The sequence below is a fragment of the Mesorhizobium sp. M0296 genome, from assembly GCF_040321675.1.
In the GTDB taxonomy this organism is placed as follows: domain Bacteria; phylum Pseudomonadota; class Alphaproteobacteria; order Rhizobiales; family Rhizobiaceae; genus Mesorhizobium.
Genome location: NZ_JAMYRZ010000002.1, coordinates 106,527 through 128,937, shown reverse-complemented (window position 1 = coordinate 128,937; position 22,411 = coordinate 106,527). Strand labels below are relative to the sequence as shown.

Annotated in this window: 16 protein-coding genes and 1 tRNA gene; 9 read left to right on the top strand and 8 right to left on the bottom strand. The window is 62.9% G+C overall.

What is annotated here, in order from left to right; all coding sequences use genetic code 11:
• The first annotated feature begins 130 nt into the window (after window positions 1–130).
• Window positions 131–1,507, top strand: coding sequence for a TIGR03808 family TAT-translocated repetitive protein (locus tag NKI97_RS03415; RefSeq protein WP_352832742.1), 1,377 nt, complete (start codon window positions 131–133; stop codon window positions 1,505–1,507).
• Here NKI97_RS03415 and NKI97_RS03410 read toward each other — a convergent pair.
• Both NKI97_RS03410 and NKI97_RS03405 read right to left on the bottom strand, forming a co-directional pair.
• On the bottom strand, window positions 1,500–2,504 hold the full coding sequence (locus NKI97_RS03410; protein ID WP_352449079.1) for an asparaginase: 1,005 nt from the start codon (window positions 2,502–2,504) through the stop codon (window positions 1,500–1,502). The two genes, NKI97_RS03415 and NKI97_RS03410, sit on opposite strands and share 8 nt — an antisense overlap.
• Window positions 2,505–2,530: 26 nt before the next feature.
• Window positions 2,531–3,697 (bottom strand): acetyl-CoA acetyltransferase, encoded by a 1,167-nt coding sequence (locus NKI97_RS03405; RefSeq protein WP_352449080.1) that lies wholly within the window; start codon window positions 3,695–3,697, stop codon window positions 2,531–2,533.
• Between the two features lie 224 nt (window positions 3,698–3,921).
• Between NKI97_RS03405 and betI the strand changes: the two genes are divergently transcribed.
• From betI to betB, 5 genes are read left to right on the top strand one after another with little or no spacing between them, the layout of a single operon-like run.
• Complete coding sequence (betI, locus tag NKI97_RS03400) at window positions 3,922–4,512, top strand: choline-binding transcriptional repressor BetI (protein ID WP_352449081.1); 591 nt, start codon at window positions 3,922–3,924, stop codon at window positions 4,510–4,512.
• Complete coding sequence (gene betC, locus NKI97_RS03395) at window positions 4,509–6,038, top strand: choline-sulfatase (protein WP_352449082.1); 1,530 nt, start codon at window positions 4,509–4,511, stop codon at window positions 6,036–6,038. Before betI ends, betC begins: the two co-directional genes overlap by 4 nt.
• Window positions 6,038–7,045 carry a threonine/serine dehydratase family protein gene (locus NKI97_RS03390; RefSeq protein ID WP_502897384.1) on the top strand — a complete coding sequence of 336 codons (1,008 nt, stop codon included), beginning with the start codon at window positions 6,038–6,040 and terminating at the stop codon, window positions 7,043–7,045. Before betC ends, NKI97_RS03390 begins: the two co-directional genes overlap by 1 nt.
• Window positions 7,046–7,048: 3 nt before the next feature.
• Window positions 7,049–8,701, top strand: coding sequence for a choline dehydrogenase (betA, locus tag NKI97_RS03385; protein WP_352449084.1), 1,653 nt, complete (start codon window positions 7,049–7,051; stop codon window positions 8,699–8,701).
• A gap of 59 nt (window positions 8,702–8,760) precedes the next feature.
• Window positions 8,761–10,224: a betaine-aldehyde dehydrogenase gene (betB, locus tag NKI97_RS03380; protein ID WP_352449085.1), complete on the top strand. Its 1,464-nt coding sequence runs from the start codon at window positions 8,761–8,763 to the stop codon at window positions 10,222–10,224.
• On the opposite strand, the gene NKI97_RS03375 is transcribed toward betB, so the two are convergent.
• Both NKI97_RS03375 and NKI97_RS03370 read right to left on the bottom strand, forming a co-directional pair.
• Window positions 10,188–12,458, bottom strand: coding sequence for an AGE family epimerase/isomerase (locus NKI97_RS03375; RefSeq protein ID WP_352449086.1), 2,271 nt, complete (start codon window positions 12,456–12,458; stop codon window positions 10,188–10,190). The genes betB and NKI97_RS03375 overlap by 37 nt on opposite strands.
• A gap of 17 nt (window positions 12,459–12,475) precedes the next feature.
• Window positions 12,476–13,990, bottom strand: coding sequence for a phosphomannomutase/phosphoglucomutase (locus tag NKI97_RS03370; protein ID WP_502902809.1), 1,515 nt, complete (start codon window positions 13,988–13,990; stop codon window positions 12,476–12,478).
• A gap of 205 nt (window positions 13,991–14,195) precedes the next feature.
• Here NKI97_RS03370 and NKI97_RS03365 point away from each other — a divergent pair.
• Window positions 14,196–14,272 (top strand) — tRNA-Pro (locus NKI97_RS03365).
• Window positions 14,273–14,342: 70 nt separating this feature from the next.
• On the opposite strand, the gene NKI97_RS03360 is transcribed toward NKI97_RS03365, so the two are convergent.
• The 4 genes from NKI97_RS03360 to NKI97_RS03345 all read right to left on the bottom strand — a co-directional run bounded on the left by NKI97_RS03360 (window position 14,343) and on the right by NKI97_RS03345 (window position 19,751).
• Window positions 14,343–15,962 carry an ABC transporter ATP-binding protein gene (locus NKI97_RS03360; protein ID WP_352449088.1) on the bottom strand — a complete coding sequence of 540 codons (1,620 nt, stop codon included), beginning with the start codon at window positions 15,960–15,962 and terminating at the stop codon, window positions 14,343–14,345.
• 1 nt (window position 15,963) lies between these two features.
• Window positions 15,964–17,082, bottom strand: coding sequence for an ABC transporter permease (locus NKI97_RS03355; protein WP_352449089.1), 1,119 nt, complete (start codon window positions 17,080–17,082; stop codon window positions 15,964–15,966).
• A complete protein-coding gene (locus NKI97_RS03350) occupies window positions 17,075–17,998 on the bottom strand; it encodes an ABC transporter permease subunit (protein WP_352449090.1) in 924 nt (307 codons plus the stop codon). Before NKI97_RS03350 ends, NKI97_RS03355 begins: the two co-directional genes overlap by 8 nt.
• 160 nt (window positions 17,999–18,158) lie before the next feature.
• Window positions 18,159–19,751 carry a peptide ABC transporter substrate-binding protein gene (locus NKI97_RS03345; RefSeq protein ID WP_352449091.1) on the bottom strand — a complete coding sequence of 531 codons (1,593 nt, stop codon included), beginning with the start codon at window positions 19,749–19,751 and terminating at the stop codon, window positions 18,159–18,161.
• 381 nt (window positions 19,752–20,132) lie between these two features.
• On the opposite strand from NKI97_RS03345, the gene NKI97_RS03340 reads away from it, so the two are divergent.
• Both NKI97_RS03340 and NKI97_RS03335 read left to right on the top strand, forming a co-directional pair.
• On the top strand, window positions 20,133–20,612 hold the full coding sequence (locus tag NKI97_RS03340) for a TadE family protein (protein WP_352449092.1): 480 nt from the start codon (window positions 20,133–20,135) through the stop codon (window positions 20,610–20,612).
• Window position 20,613: 1 nt separating this feature from the next.
• Window positions 20,614–22,398, top strand: a complete 1,785-nt coding sequence (locus NKI97_RS03335; protein ID WP_352449093.1) for a pilus assembly protein TadG-related protein — start codon at window positions 20,614–20,616, stop codon at window positions 22,396–22,398.
• Window positions 22,399–22,411 lie beyond the last annotated feature (13 nt).

Here is a 22,411-nt window from a genome sequence, read left to right as displayed (position 1 = left end):
TCGCCCACAGAAGGGCCGAAAGCGATATTCCGTCCTGGCTGGCAAGCTTCAGATTTTCACCACGAGTTCGACCGGGCTAGTCTGGCACGAATCCTGCGGCGTGAGCGTTGGCCGCAAGGGATCTGTGCCGATGTTGAACAGAAGAACGCTGCTTGCGCAGACCACCGGCTTTGCCATCATGGGGCTTTCGCTTGGCAAGGCAGCGGCGAAGAACCTGCCCGGCATCGAGAAAGCCGCGATGCGTGGCGCGATCAACGCGACCGAGCGCGGCGTCCGGCCCGGCGCGCTAGACGATCAGAGCAAGGCTTTCACCAAGCTGCTGCGCGACCCGCACGACCGCGACATGCCGGTGTTCCTGCCGCCGGGGATCTATATCGTTTCCAACCTGTCACTGCCCGGCCGGGTGCGCCTGTCCGGCGTGCCGGGCGCATCGCGGATCGTCTATGGCGGCAATGGCCATCTCATCATGGCCGAACGGGCCGAGCATATCGAACTCAGCGGGCTGGTGTTCGATGGCAGCAACCGCTGGATGGGCGACTACACGCAAGGCCTGCTCGATCTGCGCCGCATCGCCCATCTGGTCGTCGACAACTGCCAGATGACTGGCAGCGGCAAGAACGGTCTGGCGCTCGAACAAACCTCGGGCCGCATCCAGCGCTCGGAGATATCCGGTGCGGCCGATGCCGGCATCTATTCGGTCGAGGCCGATGGCCTGGAAATATCAGGCAATAGCGTCTCCGACTGCGCCAATGGCGGCATCCTCGTGCACCGCTGGCGGGCAGCGGAAGACGGCACCATCGTCAGCGGCAACCGGATCGAACGCATCCAGGCGCGCGGCGGCGGAACCGGCCAGAACGGCAACGGCATCAATGCCTTCCGCGCCGGCAACGTCATTATCTCCGGCAATATTGTCTCGGATTGCGCGTTCTCGGCGGTCCGCGCCAACAGTTCCAGCAATTTGCAGATCACCGGCAACACCTGCTCGCGTTCGGGCGAGACGGCCGTGTATTCCGAATTCTCGTTCGAAGGGGCGATCATCGGCAACAACATCGTCGATGGTGCTGCGAACGGTATTTCGATCGTCAATTTCAACGAAGGCGGCCGCATGGGCGTCTGCTCCGGCAACGTAGTCCGCAATCTGGCGACCAGCGGCCCCTACCCTGCGGACGCGCCCGGCTTCGGCGTCGGCATCAGCGTCGAGGCAGACACCACAGTTTCCGGCAATGTCGTCGAGAATGCACCGCTCTACGGCATGCAGATCGGCTGGGGACCGTTCATGCGCAATGTGGTCGCCACGGGAAACGTCATCCGCAAGGCGGGGACCGGCATCGTCGTGACCGTGGTCGAAGGTGCCGGGACGGCAATCATCTCCGACAATGTCATCGACGGAGTCCAGAACGGCGCGATCGTCGGCCAACGCTGGGCCGAGCCGGTGACCGGCGACCTCGCCGCATCAGGCAATGCCGGCTACGCGCATTTGACCGTCGAGCGCAACCACGTCAGTTGAAGGTGGCCGTCGGCCGGAGCGCGCCGACTTTGGCACCGATCCGGCTTTCGATGGGCGGATTTGCCTGTTCGATCAATTTCGCAGCGAGCGCCTGGTCGGCGTGCAGCAGCTTTGCCAGCACGGCCGCGACCATCACTTCAGCGGCGCGGCCGGCGCCATCGTCGCATTTCAGCGCAATGCCAAGGCCGAGCTCCGGAAGGGCGGCGCAAAAAACACCTTCGGCGCCTCCCTTGACGAAAATCCGGCCCGGCGCGGCCTCCATCATCGCTACATCGGACCTGCCCGTGCCGGCGACGAAAAACGGCTCGGCCATGCAGGCGGAAAGCAGCCGCTTCGCCGCCCGGGCGCGCACCGGCTCGAAGCCGGCACCTGTCGCCATGCGGGCAAAGCCAAGGGCAAAGCTGCGCAGCGGCACGGCATAGGTCGGAATCGAGCAGCCGTCGGTGCCGCGGTGATCGGCGTCATGGGCAGCACCGGTCACCGCCTGCATCGCTTCGCGCACCATCTCCTGCGAAGCATGGCCAGCCTTGACGTAACCACGATGGGCGATGCCGCTGTGAACGCAGGTGCATAGGAAGCCTGAGTGCTTGCCGGAACAATTGTTGTGCAAGGTGTTCGGCGCACGGCCGGCGCGGGCAAGCGCCAGCGTCGCCCCGTGGCTCGACGGCCAATGCGCGCCGCATTCGAGTGCCGTCTCGTCGAGGCCGGCTTTCGCCAGCATGGCGCGCGCCAGCTCGACATGCGGCGGCTCGCCGGAATGGGAGGCGCAGGCCAGCGCCAGCTCCCGGTCACCGAAGCCGTAGGCATCGGCAGCGCCGCTCTCGACCAGCGGCAACGCCTGGATCGCCTTGACCGCCGAGCGCGGGAACACCGGCTGTGCCGTGTCGCCGATCTCCCAGACGGGCTTGCCGTCGGCGTCGAATACGGCAACAGCGCCGCGATGGGCGCTCTCGACGAGAGCGTCGCGCAAAACTTCGACCAGAACCGGATTTGTCATGTCACCTCCCGCAAATGCGGGCGGGTTTATCTGATCCGGTCGAGAATGGAAACGTAGTTGGCGACCGCGGCACCACCCATGTTGAAGATGCCGCCGAGTTTTGCTCCCGGCACCTGGATGCCGCCCGCCTCGCCGACAAGCTGCATGGCGCTCAGCACATGCATCGATACGCCGGTGGCACCGATCGGGTGGCCCTTGGCCTTCAGTCCACCGGACGGATTGACCGGCAGCCTTCCATTTTTCGCCGTCTCGCCATCCAAGGCCAGCTTGGCACCCTCGCCCGGCTTGGCCAAGCCCATCGCCTCATACTCGATCAGTTCGGCGATGGTGAAACAGTCATGCGTCTCGACGAAGGACAGGTCGCCGAGCGTCACGCCCGCCTGCTTCAGCGCCTGGTTCCAGGCCTGCTCGCAGCCTTCGAAGGCGAGAATGTCGCGCTTCGACATCGGCAGGAAATCCTGAACATGCTCATTGGCGCGGAAGGCGACGGCGCGGCGCATCTTCAGCGCCGTGGCCGTGTCGGCAAGGACAAGCGCGGCGGCACCGTCCGACACCAGCGAGCAGTCTGTGCGCTTCAGCGGACCGGCGACGAAGGGGTTTTTTTCGCTTTCCTGCCGGCAGAACTCGTAGCCGAAATCCTTGCGCATCTGCGCGTAGGGATTGTCGACGCCGTTCTTGTGGTTCTTGGCGGCGATCATCGCCAGCGCATCCGACTGGTCGCCGTAGCGTTGAAAATAGGCTTGGGCGATCTTGCCGAAGACGCCGGCGAAGCCTGCCGGCGTGTCACCGTCCTCCGGCAGATACGAGGCCTTGAGCAGGTTCTTGCCGATCTCGGGACCGGGCGTCGTCGTCATCTGCTCGGCGCCGACCACCAGCACGATACGGGCGGCATTGGCGTCGATGGCGCGGATGCCTTGCCTGACCGCCGCCGAGCCGGTGGCGCAGGCGTTCTCGACGCGGGTCGCCGGCTTGAAGCGCAGCCGGTCGTCGGCCTGGAGTACCAGGCTCGCGGTGAAATCCTGGGCGGAAAACCCGGCGTTGAAGTGGCCTAGCACGATCTCGTCGACGTCATCCGGACCGATGCCGGCATGATCAAGCGCCTCGACTGCCACCTTGGTGATCAGGCTCTCCAGCGTCTCGCCTTCGAGCTTGCCGAAGCGCGAATGCGCCCAACCGACGATGCATGCTGTCATGGCGATCTCCATCCTGTGGACCCGGGCTACGCGATACTGCGCGCGCATCCGCATTGTTCAAGCATGAACCGTTTCGCCGGCCTCGTGAAGGGGCCAGAACCGCACAATCGCTTGATCTTGATCATCTGGTCATAGTGCCTGGCTTTTGCCAGCAAATCAGGCCGGATTTTTGTTGATTGATGCGTCAATAAAAAATAATCTTGTCGCAACAGGCCGGAGCAGGAATGCCGAAACTCGGAATGGAGCCGTTGCGCCGCAGGGCGCTCATCGACGCAACGATCTCGGCGATCGGCGAGCGCGGTTCGCTTGATGTGACGATGTCGGAAATCGCCGGCCGCGCCGGCGTGTCCTCGGCGCTTGCCCACCATTATTTCGGCGCCAAGGACGAATTGCTGTTGGCGACGATGCGGCACATCCTGAGCGAGCTCACCGCCGATACGCGCCGTGCACTTCGCGCGGCCGGCACGGCGCGCCAGCGCGTCTCGGCGGTGGTCGCGGTCAACTTCTCCGACATCCAGTTCCAGCCCGAAACGATCGCCGCCTGGCTCGCCTTCTATGTCGAGGCGCAGAAATCGGCAGCACTCCGCCGGCTGCTCAAGGTCTATGCGCGCCGGCTGCATTCCAATCTGCTCAGCGGGCTGGCCGGCATCCTGCCGAGAAGCGAGGCCGACCGGGTCGCCGAAGCGACCGCGGCGCTGATCGACGGGCTCTATATCAGGCGCGCGCTGAAGGACGGTGTTCCCGATGCCGCGACCGCGATTGCACTGGTCGAGGACTATCTCGAAACGAAGCTCAGCGGACGGCAGAAGCAGTGACATCCAAGCGACCCAACATCCTGATCGTCATGGTCGATCAGCTCAACGGAACGCTATTTCCAGACGGGCCGGCAGACTTCCTGCACGCGCCGCATCTAAAGGCGCTCGCCGCGCGTTCGGCGCGTTTTTGCAACAATTACACCGCGTCACCGCTCTGCGCGCCAGGCCGGGCCGCATTCATGAGCGGCCAATTGCCGTCACGCACCGGGGTCTATGACAATGCCGCCGAATTCACCTCGTCGATCCCGACCTTTGCTCATCATCTGCGTGCCGCCGGCTATCACACCTGCCTTTCCGGCAAGATGCATTTCGTCGGTCCGGACCAGTTGCACGGCTTCGAAGAGCGGCTGACCACCGACATCTATCCGGCCGATTTCGGCTGGACACCCGACTATCGCAAACCCGGCGAGCGCATCGACTGGTGGTATCACAATCTCGGCTCCGTCAGCGGCGCCGGTACTGCCGAGATCACCAACCAGCTGGAATATGACGACGAGGTCGCCTTCCATGCGGTGCAGAAGCTCTATGATTTTGCCCGCGTCTCCGACGATGCCGCACATCGGCCCTGGTGCTTGACGGTTTCCTTCACCCATCCGCACGATCCTTACGTCGCACGGCGGCAATACTGGGACCTTTACGAGGATTGCCCGGCGCTCGAGCCCGAGGTCGGCTTCATTCCTTACGACAGGCAGGACCCGCATTCGCAGCGGCTCTACCGCGCCAGCGACTATGACAGGTTCGACATCACCGCTGAGCAGATACGCCGCGCACGGCGCGGCTATTTCGCCAACATCTCCTATCTCGACGACAAGCTCGGCGAATTGATGTCGGTGCTCGAGCACACACACATGCTCGACGACACGGTCATCCTGTTCTGCTCGGATCACGGCGACATGCTCGGCGAGCGCGGCCTGTGGTTCAAGATGTGCTTCTTCGAAGGTTCGGCGCGGGTGCCGCTGATGGTCGCCGGCAAGGGCATCGCCGCCGGCCTGATCGACACGCCGGTCTCCAATCTCGACGTGACGCCGACGCTTTGCGACCTCGCCGGCATCGACATCAGCGCGATTGCGCCGTGGACTGACGGCCAGTCGCTGCTGCTGTTGCTGAACGGAAAGAAACGCTCCGCGCCGGTGCTGATGGAATATGCCGCCGAAGGCTCCAACGCGCCGATGGTGGCGATGCGCGAGGGCCGCTACAAATTCATCCATTGCGAGATCGATCCGCCGCAACTGTTTGATCTTGAATCGGATTCGCAGGAATTGACCAATCTCGCCGCCGATCCGGCCAATGCGGCATTGGTGGCCGCTTTCACCGACAAGGTGCGGGCGCGCTGGGACATGGCGGCCTTCGACGCGGCGGTGCGTGCCAGCCAGGCACGCCGCTGGATGGTCTACCCGGCGCTGCGCAACGGCACCCATTATCCCTGGGAATTCCAGCCGCTGCAGAAGGCATCGGAGCGCTACATGCGCAACCACATGAACCTCGACCTGCTCGAAGAGCAGAAGCGCTTTCCGCGAGGCGAATGATGGCAGATAGTCTCGTCCCCTCGCTCGACCATCTCAGGCAGGCCTATGCCGTCACCTCCAAGGCGACGCAGGTCACGCCGCTGCTGGAATCGGCGGCACTCGCGCGCGAGACCGGCGCCGCCCGCGTCTTCGTCAAGGCCGAATCGCTGCAATGGGCAGGATCGTTCAAGGTGCGCGGCGCCTACTGGCGGCTGAAGAAGCTCTCGCCTGACGAAGCCAAAAAGGGCGTCGTCGCCTACTCCTCCGGCAATTTTGCGCAGGGGCTAGCGGCGGCTGGCCAAGCGCTTGGCATTCCCGTCACCATCGTCATGCCGATCGACGCGCCGGCCGCCAAGCGCGACGCCACATTGGGTTACGGCGCGCGCGTGGTGCTGACTGACCATGGCGAGCGCGCGCGTGAGGAAGTCGCCGCCGCCAAGGCGCGCGAGATCGCTGCGAGCGAAGGCCTGGCGCTGCTGCACCCGTTCGACGATCCGGAGATCGTCGCCGGCCAGGCCGGTGCCGGGCTGGAGGCACTCGACCAGATCGCCGCCAGGCAAGCGGAGGCCGATCTCTTGTTCTGCTCGGTCGGCGGCGGCGGCCTGATCGGCGGTGTTTCACTGGCCTTTCACTACCTGTCGCCAGCCACGAAGATCATCGGCGTCGAGCCGGAAGGTTTTGACGGCATGGGCTCGTCGCTGGCGCATGGCGCCATCGAAACCATGCCGATCGGGCCGAAATCGATCTGCGACGGGCTGATGTCGCGGCGGCCCGGCGACGCGCCGTTCGCAGCGGTGAAGGCCGCCGGCGTTCGCGGCGTCACCGTCGACGATGCTTCGGTGCGGCGCGCCATGCGCCTCGCCTTCGAGCGGCTGAAGCTGGTGCTCGAGCCATCCGGCGCTGCTTCGCTGGCGGCGTTGCTCGGCGGCAAGGTCGACGTCACCGGCAAGACCGTTCTCGTAATGGCAACCGGCGGCAACGTCTCGCTGGCCGATTTCATTGCGCATATGAACCACGGGCGCGCATGAACCATGCTTGAAGCGGATTTCGTCATCATCGGCTCCGGCTCGGCCGGTTCGGCCATGGCCTACCGGCTCTCGGAGGACGGCAAGCATTCGGTGATCGTCATCGAATATGGCGGCAGCGATATCGGCCCGCTGATCCAGATGCCGTCGGCACTGTCGATCCCGCTCAATATGAGCCTCTACGACTGGGGCTTTGCCAGCGAGCCGGAGCCGCACCTCGGCGGCCGCGTGCTGGCGACGCCGCGCGGCAAGGTCATCGGCGGCTCGTCGTCGATCAACGGCATGGTCTATGTGCGCGGCCATGCCCGCGACTTCGACCATTGGGCCGAACAGGGCGCGACCGGCTGGGGCTTTGCCGATGTGCTCCCGTACTTCAAGCGCATGGAGGACAGCAATGGCGGCGAGAATGGCTGGCGCGGCCATGGCGGCCCGCTGACTGTGCAGCGCGGCTCGAGGACGAACCCACTCTACGGCGCCTTCGTCGAGGCAGGCCGTCAGGCCGGTTTCGAGCTGACCGACGACTATAACGGCGCGAAGCAGGAAGGCTTTGGGCCGATGGAGCAGACCATCCGCGGCGGCCGTCGCTGGTCGGCCGCGAGCGCCTATCTGAGGCCGGCGCTGAGGCGGAAAAATGTCAGCCTGGTCAAGGGTTTCGCCCGGCGGGTAATCATCGAGAATCAACGCGCCACCGGCGTCGAGATCGAAGTGCGCAAACGGATTCAGGTGGTCAGAGCGCGACGCGAGGTGATCGTTGCCGCGTCCTCGATCAACTCGCCCAAGATCCTGATGCTGTCCGGCATCGGCCCCGGCCAGCACCTTAGGGAGAACGGCATCCCGGTGATCGCCGACCGGCCCGGAGTCGGCCGCAATCTGCAGGACCATATGGAACTTTACATCCAGCAGGAATCGACAAAGCCGATCACGCTGAACTCCGTCTTGAACCCGTTCTCGAAGGCGCTGATCGGGGCACAATGGCTGTTCTTCAAATCCGGCCTCGGTGCCACCAATCATTTCGAGGCGGCCGCCTTCGTGCGCTCGCGCGCCGGCGTCGACTATCCCGATATCCAGTATCACTTCATCCCGGCCGCGGTCCGCTATGACGGCAAGGCGGCGGCCAAGGCGCATGGTTTCCAGGCGCATGTCGGGCCGATGCGGTCGAAGTCGCGCGGTTCAGTCACGCTGCGCTCGCCCGATCCCAAATCGAACCCGGTGATCCGCTTCAACTACATGTCGCATCCGGACGACTGGATGGAGTTCCGCCACTGCATCCGGCTGACCCGCGAGATCTTCGGGCAAGCGGCCTTCGATCCGTACCGAGGCAAGGAACTGTCGCCGGGCTCGCATGTACAATCGGATGAAGAGCTCGACGCCTTCATTCGCGACCACGCCGAAAGCGCCTACCACCCTTGCGGCACCTGCAAGTTGGGCCGTGCCGATGATGCGATGAGCGTCGTCGATCCGGAATGCCGCGTCATTGGCGTCGAAGGGCTTCGGGTCGCCGATTCCTCGATCTTTCCACGCGTCACCAACGGCAATCTCAACGCGCCGTCGATCATGACCGGCGAGAAGGCCGCCGACCACATTCTCGGGCGTACGCCGCTGCCACCGTCCAACCAGGAACCATGGATCAATCCGCGCTGGCAGGTGTCGGACAGATAGGCCATGATCCGGCGGACGCATATTCCGCATGCCGCGACAAGACGATTTGGAGAACAGTCATGCGCGCCCAGCCAACGGCATCGCATTATGTCAACGGCCGCTATATCGACGACGAGCGCGGCGCAGCGCTGCCGGTTATCTATCCGGCAACCGGCGAGACCATCGCCATCCTGCGCTCGGCGACGCCGAACGTGCTGGAGCTCGCGATCGAGGCGGCGCGTGCAGCACAACCGGCCTGGGCGCGGCTGAAGGCGGTCGAACGCGGCCGCATCCTGCGCCGCGCCGCCGACATTTTGCGCGCGCGCAATGCCGATCTGGCGCGCATCGAGACGCTGGATACCGGTAAGCCGATCCAGGAGACGCTGGTCGCCGATGCCCCGTCGGCGGCCGACTGCCTGGAATATTTCGGCGGCGCCGTCGCCGCCTTTAATGGCGAGGCCGTCGATCTCGGCGGACCCTTTGCCTATACCAGGCGCGAGGCGCTCGGCGTCTGCGTCGGCATCGGCGCCTGGAATTACCCGATCCAGATCGCCGGCTGGAAGTCGGCGCCGGCCCTCGCCATGGGCAATGCGATGGTGTTCAAGCCCTCGGAGAACACGCCGCTTTCAGCGCTGGCGCTCGCCGAGATCTACACCGAGGCCGGGCTGCCCGACGGGCTGTTCAACGTCGTGCAGGGTTTTGGCGATGTCGGCGCCGGTCTTGTCGGACATGATGTCGTCGCAAAGGTCTCGGTGACCGGCTCGGTGCCGACCGGCCGCAAGGTGCTGTCGCTCGCCGGCTCGAAGATGAAGCACGCGACGATGGAGCTCGGCGGCAAGTCGCCGCTGATCGTCTTCGAAGACGCCAACCTCGAAAATGCCATCGGCGGCGCGATGCTCGGCAATTTCTATTCGACCGGCCAGATCTGCTCCAACGGCACGCGGGTCTTCGTGCAGAGCAGCATCCATGACCGTTTCGTCGAGAGGCTGACCGAACGGACGAAGAAAATCCGCATCGGCGATCCGCTCGATCTGGACACGCAGATGGGGCCGCTGGTCTCGAAGGCGCAGCACGACAAGGTGGTCTCTTACATCGAGGCCGGCAAGCAGGATGGCGCGGTGCTCGCCTGCGGCGGAAACGTGCCTTCGCTGCAGGGCTTCCAGGGCGGCTTCTTCGTCGAGCCGACGGTGTTCACCGGTGTCACCGACACGATGCGCATCGCGCGCGAGGAGATTTTCGGGCCGGTGATGAGTGTGCTGAAATTCGACAGCGAGGACGAGGTGATCGAGCGCGCCAACGATACCGAATTCGGCCTCGCCGCCGGCGTGTTCACGCGCGACCTGGCGCGCGCCCATCGTGTCATCGCCGAACTGCAGGCCGGCACCTGCTGGATCAACGCCTACAATCTGACGCCGGTCGAAATCCCGTTCGGCGGCTTCAAGCAGTCCGGCATCGGCCGCGAGAATTCGCTCGCGGCACTGGCGCTCTATTCGCAGCTGAAGTCGGTCTACGTCGAGACGGGTGATGTCGCCAGCCCGTACTGATCCTTGGGCGCAGTGCCGTCCAGATACTGCGTCAGCGCGCAGACGAGATGATAGAAGATGCTGGCCGGCACCTCGCTCGCCAAGGAGCGGCCACGCTCGTCAATGCGGTCGATCCACAGGCCGAGCGGTGCCGGATTGATGTGCCAGCGGAACAGCCGGCCGACACGCGCCTCGATTTCCGGCTTCAGGTCGGGACCGCCCGAACCGTCCAGCGCGATCGCCGCCTTGATCGCTTCGGCCTGCGGCCAGCTGCGCGAGACGCGGTCGAGCGGCAGTCCTTGCCGCGAGACGGCGCCGTAGGCGAGGCCCGTGGCGCGGTTCAGGCCATTGGCAATCGCCGACGCGTAAAGCTTCCGGGCAAGACCGGTCAAGCCGCTCTGGCCGCTGCGCCCGGCGAAGTCGACCAGCAGCGAGGCCCATTCGAAATGATGGCCAGGTTCGGTCCACGTGCCCTTCTCGCCAGGGGCCGGCCGCCATTCATGGTCGAAATACTCACCCAGCGTCCAGCTTTCCGGGTCGAAGAAATGGCTGCGAAACAGATCGACGATGCGCGCGGCGCGACGAAGATAGGCGCGCTCGCCCGTCGCCTGATGCCAGGCCAGGAATGCCTCGAGCAGATGCATGTGCGGGTTGGAGCGGCGCTCGCCCTCGCCGCTCGAGGTCTCGCGGAAGCCGGTCAGGCGTTCGTCCTCGAGATGCGCGTCGATGAACGCAAAGGTCTCCTGGCCAAGCCGCAACGCATCGGGATTGCCGCACATATGGGCATGCGCCAGCGCCAGGAGCACGCAGGAATGGTCATAGGCATCCTCGGCGGCGTCGGCGACGGTGCCGTCGACGTTGAGCGTGCGTACCCAGCCGCCATTGTCGGTACGTCCGTGCCTGGCCATGAATTCGAGGCCGTGGCTGATCAGCCGATCGGCCGGGCCGTTCCAGCCGCGCGCCTTGGCGACGGCGAAGGCGTAGATCTGCCTGGCCTGCGTGCGCATGCGCTTGGGTTTCATCAGCGGGGCGGCATCGAAGCCGAGCGCTTCGTGGAAACCGCCATGGCGCTCATCGACGCCGACCGTCGACCACAACGGCACCGTCTCCTCGAACAGCCAATGGTGCACGCGGCGCTGCCAGGCGCCGCTTTCGATGACGCGGTCGTCGGCGGGCGTGAACCTGGTCTCAAGGCGGCCGCTTTTTTCGAGCTGCTCGACTATCTTCTTGACGTTCTGGCTGTGGCTGACCGGAGCAACGAAAGTGGCGTCGGCGGTCGACACGATGGCGACGTCCTTCAGGCCTATGGCCGACAGCAGGCGGCCGTCGCTGCGGATATAGGAGTTCTCGCAATCGATGGCAACGACATCGCCGACAATGACATTGCCCTGCGTGTCGGAGGGGCCGACGTCGAGCAGCGATTGCCAGGAGCCGAGATCATTCCAGCGAAAGCCGGCCGGCACCATGGCGATGCCGCTGGCGCGCTCCATGATCGCATAGTCGATCGATGTCGATGGGATGGCGGCATAGAGCTCCAGAGGCATGTAGAGGCCGGAAAGATCCGATGTCGCAGCCTGGTAGGCAGCCTCTGTGGCGCTCCAGATGTCGGGCTGGAAGGCCATGAACGCGTCGCGCATGGCACTGGCGCGAAACAGGAAGATGCCGGTGTTCCAGTAGAAATTGCCGGCCTCGAGATAGCTCTGCGCCGTGGCGAGATCGGGTTTTTCGACGAAACGCGAGACATCGCAGATGCCATCGCGCTCGCCGGCCACCTCGATGTAGCCGTAACCGGTCTCGGGTTGGGCGGGCTTGATGCCGAACACCACCAGCCTGCCTTGGCGCGCGGCCGCAGTGCCAGCCTCGATGCTCCGCCAGAATTGCTGTGGCGTCGCGATCTCATGATCGGACGGCACCACCAGCACCAGGCTGTCGCCGAATTCCGACAGCGTGCGCAGGCTTGCCAAGGCGACGGCCGCGGCGGTGTTGCGTCCGGTCGGCTCGAACAGCGGGCCGCCGCCGGAAAGCTCGTGACCGGCAATGTCGGCATGAACGCGGTCGGCATGCCTTTCCGAGGCAATCAGGAAAACCGGCGTTTCGCCTTCCAGCCGCGCGGTCAGCCGGCGCAGCGTCTTGGCCAGCATTGAGCCATCGCCGGAGAAATCATGGAACTGCTTGGGATTGTCCTCGCGCGACAACGGCCACAGCCGCGAGCCGACGCCGCCGCTCATCACAAAACTGACGATCCGTTCGGTCATGAAAACAAGCCTCGTGCTCAAAAGGTCTGATTGTAGGCGCCGACTTCGGGGCTGCGGCGCAGCACCGCATCGACGGCTTCGAACATCTGCCGGCGCCGCTCGGACGATACCGGGCTCTCCACCACCACCACAAGCTCCGGCTTGTTCGATGATGCGCGCACCAACCCCCAGGTACCATCCTCCGCCACGACCCTGACGCCGTTGACGGTGATCAGTTCGGCGATCTTCTGGCCGGCGAACACCGTGCCCTCGTCCTTCATCTTGCGAAAGTCGCCTACGACGCGCTCGACGACGCCGTATTTGAGCTCGTCGGCGCAGTGTGGCGACATGGTCGGCGTGCCGAAGGTCAGCGGCAGATCGCGATAGAGGTCGGCCATGCTGCTTTGCGGGCTGCGATCCAGCATCTGGCATATGGCGATGGCCGTCACCAGGCCATCGTCATAGCCGCGGCCGATCGGCGGATTGAAGAAGAAATGGCCCGATTTTTCGAAACCGGCGGCGGCGCCGAGTTCGGCGACGCGCCGCTTGATATAGGAGTGACCGGTTTTCCAATAGTCGGTGACCGCGCCATTTTCCCGCAACACCTTGTCAGTCATGAACAATCCGGTCGACTTGACGTCGACGACGAAAGTCGAGCCGGGATAGAGGTGCGAAATGTCGCGCGCCAGCATGACGCCGACCTTGTCGGCGAAAATCTCGTTGCCTTCATTGTCCACCACGCCGCAGCGATCGCCGTCGCCGTCGAAGCCTAGCCCGACATCGGCGCCCGTTTCCAGCACCTTGTCGCGAATGGCGTGCAGCATCTGCATGTCTTCGGGGTTGGGATTGTAATTGGGAAACGTATGATCGAGCTCGACGTCGAGCGGGATCACCTCGCAGCCGATCCTTTCCAGTGCCTCGGGAGCGAAAGCCCCGGCGGTGCCGTTGCCGCAGGCGGCCACCACCTTGAGCTTCCTGGAGATACCCTTTCCCGCTGTCAGATCGTCAAGGTAGGTTTTGCGGAAGTCCGCAACGAAGTCATAGGAGCCGCCACCGACAAGATCAAAATCGCCTGAGAGCACGATTGCCTTCAACGCGCTCATCTCCTCCGGACCAAAAGTCAGCGGGCGCGCCGCGCCCATCTTGACGCCGGTCCAGCCATTCTCGTTGTGCGAGGCAGTGACCATGGCGACGGAGGGCGTGTCGAGCGCGAACTGGGCGAAATAAGCCATCGGCGACAGCGCAAGCCCGACATCCTTGACCCGTGCGCCGGCCGCCATCAGCCCGGAAACCAGGGCCAGCTTTATGGCAAGCGAATAGGAGCGGAAATCGTGACCGGTGACGATGTCGGGTCCGGCACCCAGGCGACGGATCAGCGTGCCGAGCCCCATGCCGAGCGCCTGGACGCCGATCAGATTGAGTTCCGGCGTTTCGTTCGAGCCGGGATGGCCGAACCACCAGCGCGCATCATATTCGCGAAACCCAGACGGCTTGATCAGCGCCGAGGTTTCAAACTCAAAAGTGTTTGGTCTGACATCGCTAACGATCTTCATCGACAAGGCTGCAAACTCCAGGCGGCTGAATCAGGTGCTTCGAAGCAAGTGGACGGTTACCCAGAAGCCCTTTAAGCCGTGTTTGTGCGACAGGAAACTGAAACCTGTATGACGTGGCGGCGAAAGCGAAAGAAATGCGACAGAAGCGCTGCCATTGGCGCTTGCAGTAACCAAACGCGGCGGCTATAAGCCCGCGGTCTGGTCACGGAGTGTAGCGCAGCCTGGTAGCGCACATCGTTCGGGACGATGGGGTCGCAGGTTCAAATCCTGCCACTCCGACCAGAAAAAACAGCGGCTTAGCTGTTTTTGTTCCCGGAACAACCACCATCCGCCGCAGTTCTGACCAATCGCGCTATGCGCTCAGGCGAAATCGCGTCACGTCGATGGCCGCGGCCATCAGTGTCTGCGTATAGGTTGCCTGCGGATTGCTGAAGATTGCCTCGGCCGGTCCCTCCTCGACGATCTTGCCCTGCTTCATGACGATGATGTAGTCGGCCATGGCGCGCACGACGGCGAGATCGTGGCTGATGAACAGATAGGACAGCTCGTGGTCGGCCTGCAGCTTGCGCAGCAATTCGACGATCTGCTTCTGCACGGAGCGGTCCAGCGCCGAGGTCGGCTCGTCCAGCACCACCACTTTCGGCTTCAGTATCATGGCGCGCGCAATGGCGATGCGCTGCCGCTGACCGCCGGAGAATTCATGCGGATAGCGGTTGCGCGTGTTCGGGTCGAGCCCGACTTCGAGCAAGGCATCGACCGCGCGGAGATCGCGCTGCCTGCCCGACAGATTGGGCTCATGGACCAGAAGCCCCTCGGTGATGATCTGGCCGACGGTCATGCGTGGCGACAGCGAGCCGAACGGATCCTGGAAAACCAGCTGCAATTCGCGCCGCAGCGGCCGCATCGCCTGGCGGTCGGCGTGGGAAATGTCGCGGTCACCAAGCCGGATGATACCGTCGCTGGGCAGGAGCCGCAGCAAGGCGCGGCCGAGCGTCGATTTTCCCGAGCCGGATTCGCCGACGATGCCGATCGTCTGGTTGCGCTTCAGCCGTATCGAAATGCGATCGACGGCGCGCAGCAGCAGCGGCTCGCCGCCAAGAAATCCGCCGCCGATCTTGAAGGTCACCTCGACGTTCCTGCCTTCAAGCAGGACAGGGGCATTCGGAGGCGGCGGCGCCTTGGTGCCGGTCGGTTCGGCGGCAAGTAGCATCTTGGTGTAGCCGTGCTGCGGGTTGGCGAAGATCGCTTCCGCCTCGCCCTCCTCGACCACCTCGCCATAGCGCATCACATAGACCCGATCGGCAAAGCGCCGGACGATGCCGAGATCGTGGGTGATGAAGACGATCGCCATGCCGAGCTTGCGCTGCAATTCGGCGAGCAGCATGAGGATCTGCGCCTGGATGGTGACGTCGAGCGCGGTCGTCGGCTCGTCGGCGATCAGTATGTCGGGGTCGTTGGCCAGCGCCATGGCGATCATGACGCGCTGGCGCTGACCGCCCGATAACTCGTGCGGATAGGATTTCATCCGCCGCTCCGGATCGGGAATATGGACCAGCCGCAGCAGCTTGAGCGCCTCCTCGCGCGCCGCGGCGGCGCCAAGTCCGCGATGCTTGCGGATCGGCTCGATCAGCTGGTTGCCGATCGAATAGAGCGGGTCTAGCGACGTCATCGGCTCCTGGAAGATCATGCTGATCTTGCGGCCGCGGATCTTGTTGAGCTCGGGCTTGCTCAAGGTCAAAAGATTGCGGCCGCGATAATCGACGGTGCCGGTGGCTTCGCCGTTCGAGGCGAGCAGGCTCATCGCCGCCATCATCGTCTGGCTCTTGCCGGAACCGGATTCGCCGACGACGGCGACGGTTTCGCCTGATTTGACGTGGATATTGATGCCCTTCACCGCCTCCACCACACCGTCGAGGGTGCGGAAGCGGACCCGAAGGTCCTTGACGCTGAGGATGGTTTCGGAAGCGGCCATCTCAACGATCCTTCGGGTCGAGCGCGTCGCGCAGCCCATCGCCGACGAAATTCAGCGCGAACAGCGTGGAGACGAGAAAGAAGGCCGGGAACAGAAGCAGCCAGTTGGCCGAGCCGATGTTCTGGGCGCCAACCGAGATCAGCACGCCCCAGCTGGTCATCGGCTCCTGGACGCCGAGCCCGAGGAACGACAAAAAACTCTCCAGGATAATGACCTGCGGCACCAGCAGCGTCATGTAGATCACCACCGGCCCGAGCAAATTGGGGATCACATGGCGCAGCAGAATGCCGCGCTGGCCGACGCCCATCGCCTCCGCCGCCTGGACATATTCCTGCCGGCGGATCGACAGCGCTTGTCCGCGCACGATGCGCGCCATGTCGAGCCACAGCACCGCGCCGACCGCCAGGAACATCAGCACGAAGTTCCTGCCGAAGAACACCACCAGCATGATGACGAAGAAGATGAACGGCAAAGAATAAAGCACGTCGACGACACGCATCATCACCTCGTCGACCCTGCCGCCGGCAAGGCCGGCGGTGGCGCCATAGAGCACGCCGATGACCACGGCCACAATGCCGGCAAGCAGGCCGATGGCTAGCGATATGCGCCCGGCCATCAGCGTTCGGGACAGGAGATCGCGGCCGGTATTGTCGGTGCCGAACAGGAAATATTGCTGCTTGATCGAGGCACTCATCACCATTTCGAGACCGTCCGGCGATTTGCTCTCGATCTTTGTGTCATCAAAGGTATCGGAACGATCAAGGTAGCGAATATTGCGGTCGTCGATCGGCTTGGACGATTTGACGGTAACGAACACACGGCTGCCCTCCTGCCGCCACTCCTTGATGTCGACGCGCATACGCCTGATCGCCTCATCGAGAGCGCCTTCGATCATGTCGGCCTTCGGATAGGCGGAGAAGCTCGGCGGCGTACGGACATAGTCGGCATAGATGGTGGTGTATTGGTGCGGCACGAGATAGGGCCCAAACACGCTGATGACGGCGATGAAGGCAAGATAATAGAGGCTGAACATGGCCGCGCGATTGGCCTTGAGGCGCGCCCAGGCGTCACCCCACAGGGACCGGCCGACGACCGGTGCGGCAACTGCGATATCAGTCATAGCGCACCCTCGGATCGACGACCCCATAGAGGACGTCGACGATCAGGTTGAAGACAATGGTGAAGAGCGCGATGACCACCACCGTCCCCATCACCAGTGTGTAGTCGCGGTTGAGTGCAGCAACGACAAAATGACGGCCGATGCCCGGGATAGAGAAGATGGTCTCGACGATGACCGAGCCGGTGAGAAGGGCTGCGGCTGCCGGACCGGTGAAGGAGACGATCGGCAGGATGGCGCCGCGCAGTGCATGCTTGACGATGACCGACCAGTCGGACAGGCCGAGAGCGCGCGCGGTGCGGATGTGATGCGAGTGCAGCGATTCGATCATCGAGCCGCGCATCAATCGGGCGACGATGGCGATCTGCGGAAGAGCGAGCGTCAGCACCGGGCCGACCTTATTGATGAGGGCTCCATCGCCCCAGCCGCCGATCGGCAGCAGCCTCCAGGTCAATCCGAATGCAAGCTGGATCACCGGGGCGATGACGAAGGTTGGAATGGTGCTGCCGGCGGTCGCCAGCGCGATCACCGAATAGTCGGCAAGCTTGTTCTGGTTGAGCGCGGCAACAGTGCCGAGCACGCTGCCGAGGAGCAGCGCCAGAACGAGCGCCGAAGCGCCGAGCTGGATTGAGATCGGCAGGCCCTCCTTGAACAACTCGCCGACGGTGAAATCCGGCATGTTGTAGCTGGGGCCGAAATTGCCGCGCAGAAGATTGCCTAGATAGTGGAGGTACTGCAACCAGAGCGGATCGTTGAGGCCGAACTGGGCTTCGAGATTGGCCCTGATCTCGGGGCTCAGGCCCCGCTCCTGGTTGAACGGGCCGCCCGGCGCGACGCGTATCAGAAAGAACGCCATGGTCACGATGACGAACAGCGTCGGAATGGCGGTCAGAAGCCGCCGGAATACGTAACGCAGCATCGGTGCCCCGCTTGATCCAGAACAACGCGCGTCCGGCTGGACGATTGCGCTCTAGCCTTCAAATCTTCGCATCGGGCTTTCCGAAAATCGATCCGATTCACGGAGGTCCGATGCGACGGCAAGCCACCGCGCATTCGATGCGCGGTGGCCCGGCCAGGGATCAGTCCTTGCTGATGAAGCGGGACGGGTGGATGTCCATCACATTGTCGTCGAAGCCATGCAGCTTCGAGGAAACGATATCGTGGTAGCTGTAGTAGAGAAGCGGGATCTCGCCGACGTCATCGATGAGGATGCGCTCGGCCTCGGCGAGTTCCTTCATGCGTTCTGCAGGGTTGCCGCCGGCGGCCGCCGCCTTGTCCATCGCCGCCTCGTATTTTGGGCTGTTGTAGACCGAATAGTTGTTGCCGCTGGCTTTGCGGGAGATGCCGAGGAAGGTTTCGGGATCCTTGTAGTCGGCGATCCAGGCGGCGCGCGCCACGTCATAGTCTCCCTTCTGCTCGAGGAAGGAGTAGTGGGTCTTGGTGTCGGTATTGAGGAGTGTGATCTCGACGCCAAGCGGCTTCAGCTGTTCCTGGATCGCGACTGCCGTATTCTTGTGGTTCTCCGAAGTGTTGTAGCGGATCTGCATTTTCAGCGGATGCTCGGGTGTATAGCCGAGTTTCTCGAGGATCTTCTTGGCAGCGTCCTCGCGGTCGATCTGCGGCATGTCGGCGTATTTGGCCATTGCCGGCGTATAGCCCTCGATGCCGGGAGGCACCATGGAATAGCCGGGCAGCATCGAATTCTGCCAGACTTTCTCCGCCAGGAAGTCGCGATCGATCGCCATCGAGATGGCGTTGCGCAGCTCGACATTATCCCACGGCGCCTTATCGGTCTTGATCGCATAATAGTAGATGCCGAGATATGGCCCGACACGGACCTGGTCGCCGAATTTGGCCTTAAGGTCGCCGAGCTGTTCCGTCGGCAGGTCGCCGTAACTGTCGAGTTCGCCGGCCTCGAAGCGCTTCATCGCCGACGAGCGATCCTCGGTCGGGATGTAGTTGACCACGTCGAACTTGACGCTCGCGGCATCCCAGAATTTCGGATTCTTGACCAGCTTCAGATGGTCGTTGGGAATCCACTCCGCCGCTGTAAAGGCCCCGTTGGAGACCAGCTTGCCTGCCTTGATCCAGTCGGCGCCAAGCTTTTCGATAGACGCCTTATTGACCGGATAGGTCGCCTGGTGGGTCAGCATCTCCAGGAAATACGGCGTCGGCGCCTTCAGCGTCACTTCCAGGGTGTTAGCATCGATCGCCTTGACGCCCATGTCCTCCGGCTTGCCCTTCTTGGTATTGACCTCCTCCGCATTCTTGACGGGATAGAGCATGGAAGCGTATTCGGCAGCGGTGGCCGGATCTTCTAGCCGACGGAAAGAATAGACGAAGTCGTCAGCCGTCACTGGGCTGCCATCCGACCAGAGGCCGTCCTTGCGCAGCTTGAATGTATAGACCTTGCCGTCGTCGGACACCGTCCAGCTTTCGGCGGCGCCCGGAATGAGATTCGTCTTCTGGTCATGCATGACGAGGCCTTGGAACAGGTCGCGTATGATATCGGCTTCGTAGACCGTCGAGGTCTTGTGCGGATCGAGCGTCTCCGCTTCGGCGGCGGATCCGCGGTTATAGACGGTCTCGGCGAAAGCCGGCGTGTAGAACGTACCGGCGGCCAAGACCATGGTCGTGGCGAGTACCGTCGCCTTCAGCACATGTTTCAGCATGGAGTTCTCCCTAATGACGTCGCCCTTCGGCCACGTCTCTAAGTGTTGACGCCCCGAAACCGATTGGTTGGTTCCTTTCGAGCGCGCAGCCGGTTCCCTTTCCGGCAGCTGGTGGCCAAACAGTAACGTGGAGATTTTTTATTTCAACAGACTCTCGGGGTCACCCAAAGTAAGGGGGCCGGGGCAGTCGTTTTGCGGGCGGCCAATCAATGGTCGAAACCATGAGTTTGACTGGGTTTCCTGGCCAGAACGCCGATCTGGGAAATAATCTGGCCGATCATTTCAGTTTACCGGATTGTATTAATTGGTTCTTAGGCAACCAAGGGTTACAAATTTCGATGGGATCGGCACATCGACCTTGGGTTCCAACGGGCAAGGGCAATGAACAAGATAGACAGTAATACTGTCGCATTGAAGCGTAAAATATTGCGCCAAGTACGGACGAATCTACGCAAGATTGGAGAAGAGTCCGGAACTTCCGCGGTCGAGTTCGCCCTGCTTTCCCCAATCTTTATCCTTCTTTTGCTCGGAATGGTTGCATATGGTATCTATTTTGGTGCAAGCAACTCCTTGCAGCAAATCGCCGCCGATGCCGCACGCACCGCAATTGCCGGATTGAATCAAACCGAGCGCCAGGCGCTGGTGGCGAGTTTCGTCAAAAACAATGCCAGTGGATACCCGTTCGTCGATTCCGGCAAGCTGACCTATCAGGCGACGGACAGCACGGCCGACGGAAATCAGTTCGTCGTATCGATCCAGTACGATGCCAGCAACCTGCCGATATGGAACCTGTTGCCCAGCCTTGCGATGCCGCAAACCACGATGTCACGCAGGTCGACCATCAGGATTGGAGGCATTTGAAATGTCGCAGTTCTTGCTGAGGGGCATCGGGCGGATCGCTCGCTCGATGGTTGGCGACGAGAAGGCGAACTTTGCCGTCATGACGGCGCTGATAGCACCGTTCGCGCTGGGGTTGGCGGCCTTCGCTGTCGACGAAGGTTCGATCTACACGGAGCGCAGGGAAGCCCAGGCGATGACCGATCTGGCGGCGATCACCGCGGCGTCGAACATCAACAATATGGAAGCCGCGGCGGTAACCACGCTCAGTGACAACCGAATGCCCGGCATCATTGTTCAAAAGGCAGGTCAGACAATTGTTCCCACGGTTGGCAAAACCGTCGTGTCGATCACCGGCGGCCGATACTCAGCGGCGTCCTCCGTTGGTGTCGACAAGCGCTTCGAAGCCGGCAAAACGCCTTACAATGCCGTTCGCGTCACTCTGCAAAAAATCCCCGCCCGCTATTTCGCCAGTTCGCTCATCCCTACTCCGGTTGTCGGCACCGAAGCCATTGCCAGTGTGACCCCGCAAGCGATGTTCTCGGTCGGGTCCAGGCTCCTCAGCGTCAATGGCGGCATCCTCAACGCGCTTCTCAGCAAGTTGCTGGGCGCCAACATTTCGCTCAGCGTCATGGACTACAACGCGCTGATCTCGGCCGATGTAAACGTGCTTTCGTTCGTCGATGCCCTTGCCGTACAGTTGCAACTGACAGGTGTCAGCTATTCCGACGTGCTGGCGTCAAAAGCGACGGTAGGCCAGATCGCGACCGCCATGGCCAATGCGTCCGGGTCGGGCAGCGCCAGCAAACTTGTGCTGCAGACGATCGCGTCGAGGGCCACCAACACAGTCAAGATACCCCTCAGTCATCTTATCGATCTTGGCTCGATCGGTAAGCTCGGCCTCGGACAAAAGTCTCCCGGCTTTTCCGTCGACGCAAGCGCGATGGGCATGCTGGGTGCCGCCGCCTCGCTGGCCAATGGGTCAAACCAGGTCCAGGTCGATCTCGGCGCCACTATTCCGGGACTTACCTCCACCACGCTCGCCATCGCCATCGGTGAACCGATGCAATACTCACCCTGGCTGGCCGTCGGGGAAAAAGGCACCGTGGTGCGCACCGCGCAGACGCGCATCAAGCTGGTCACCACAGTGGGCATCGGCAATTCCAATCTCGGCGGCGGCATCAGTCTGCTGTCCGTCAACCTGCCTCTGCATGTCGAAGTCGCCTATGCGGAAGCCAAGCTAACCGACATCAGCTGCCCGACGGGCCGGCCGGATAGCATCAAGGTCTCGATCGCCGCGCAGCCTGGCGTGGCCTCGCTGCACCTTGCCACCAGCGACGCCGACAACAACCCATCGGCCTTCGCCGATTTCAGCAATCCGCAATCGTTCTCCGATGCCACGATTGCACAGGTAAGCGTAAAGCTTCTGCTGCTCACCCTCAATCTGCTCGATGTGAAGGGTTCGTCATCACTTGCCATCACCAACAACGATCCGACCGCATTGACGTTCGACAGCACCGATATCGCCAACAAGACGATAAAAACTGTCGCCACAAAAAACCTGACGCAATCACTCACGACATCGCTGGTCAGCGGCCTCTCGCTCTCGGTCAATGCACTGGGCCTCGGGCTGGACGTGACGGCCCTGCTCGGAACGGTTAAACCGGCGGTGGTAACGGTTCTGAACGGCGTGACGGCGCCGGTCGACGAACTGGTCTATAACGTGCTTGCAGCTGTGGGCGTGCATGTCGGCGAGGCTGATGTGCGGGTTGTCGGCGCGACTTGCGGGCGCTCCGTGCTCGTTCAATGAGATAATGAAATAG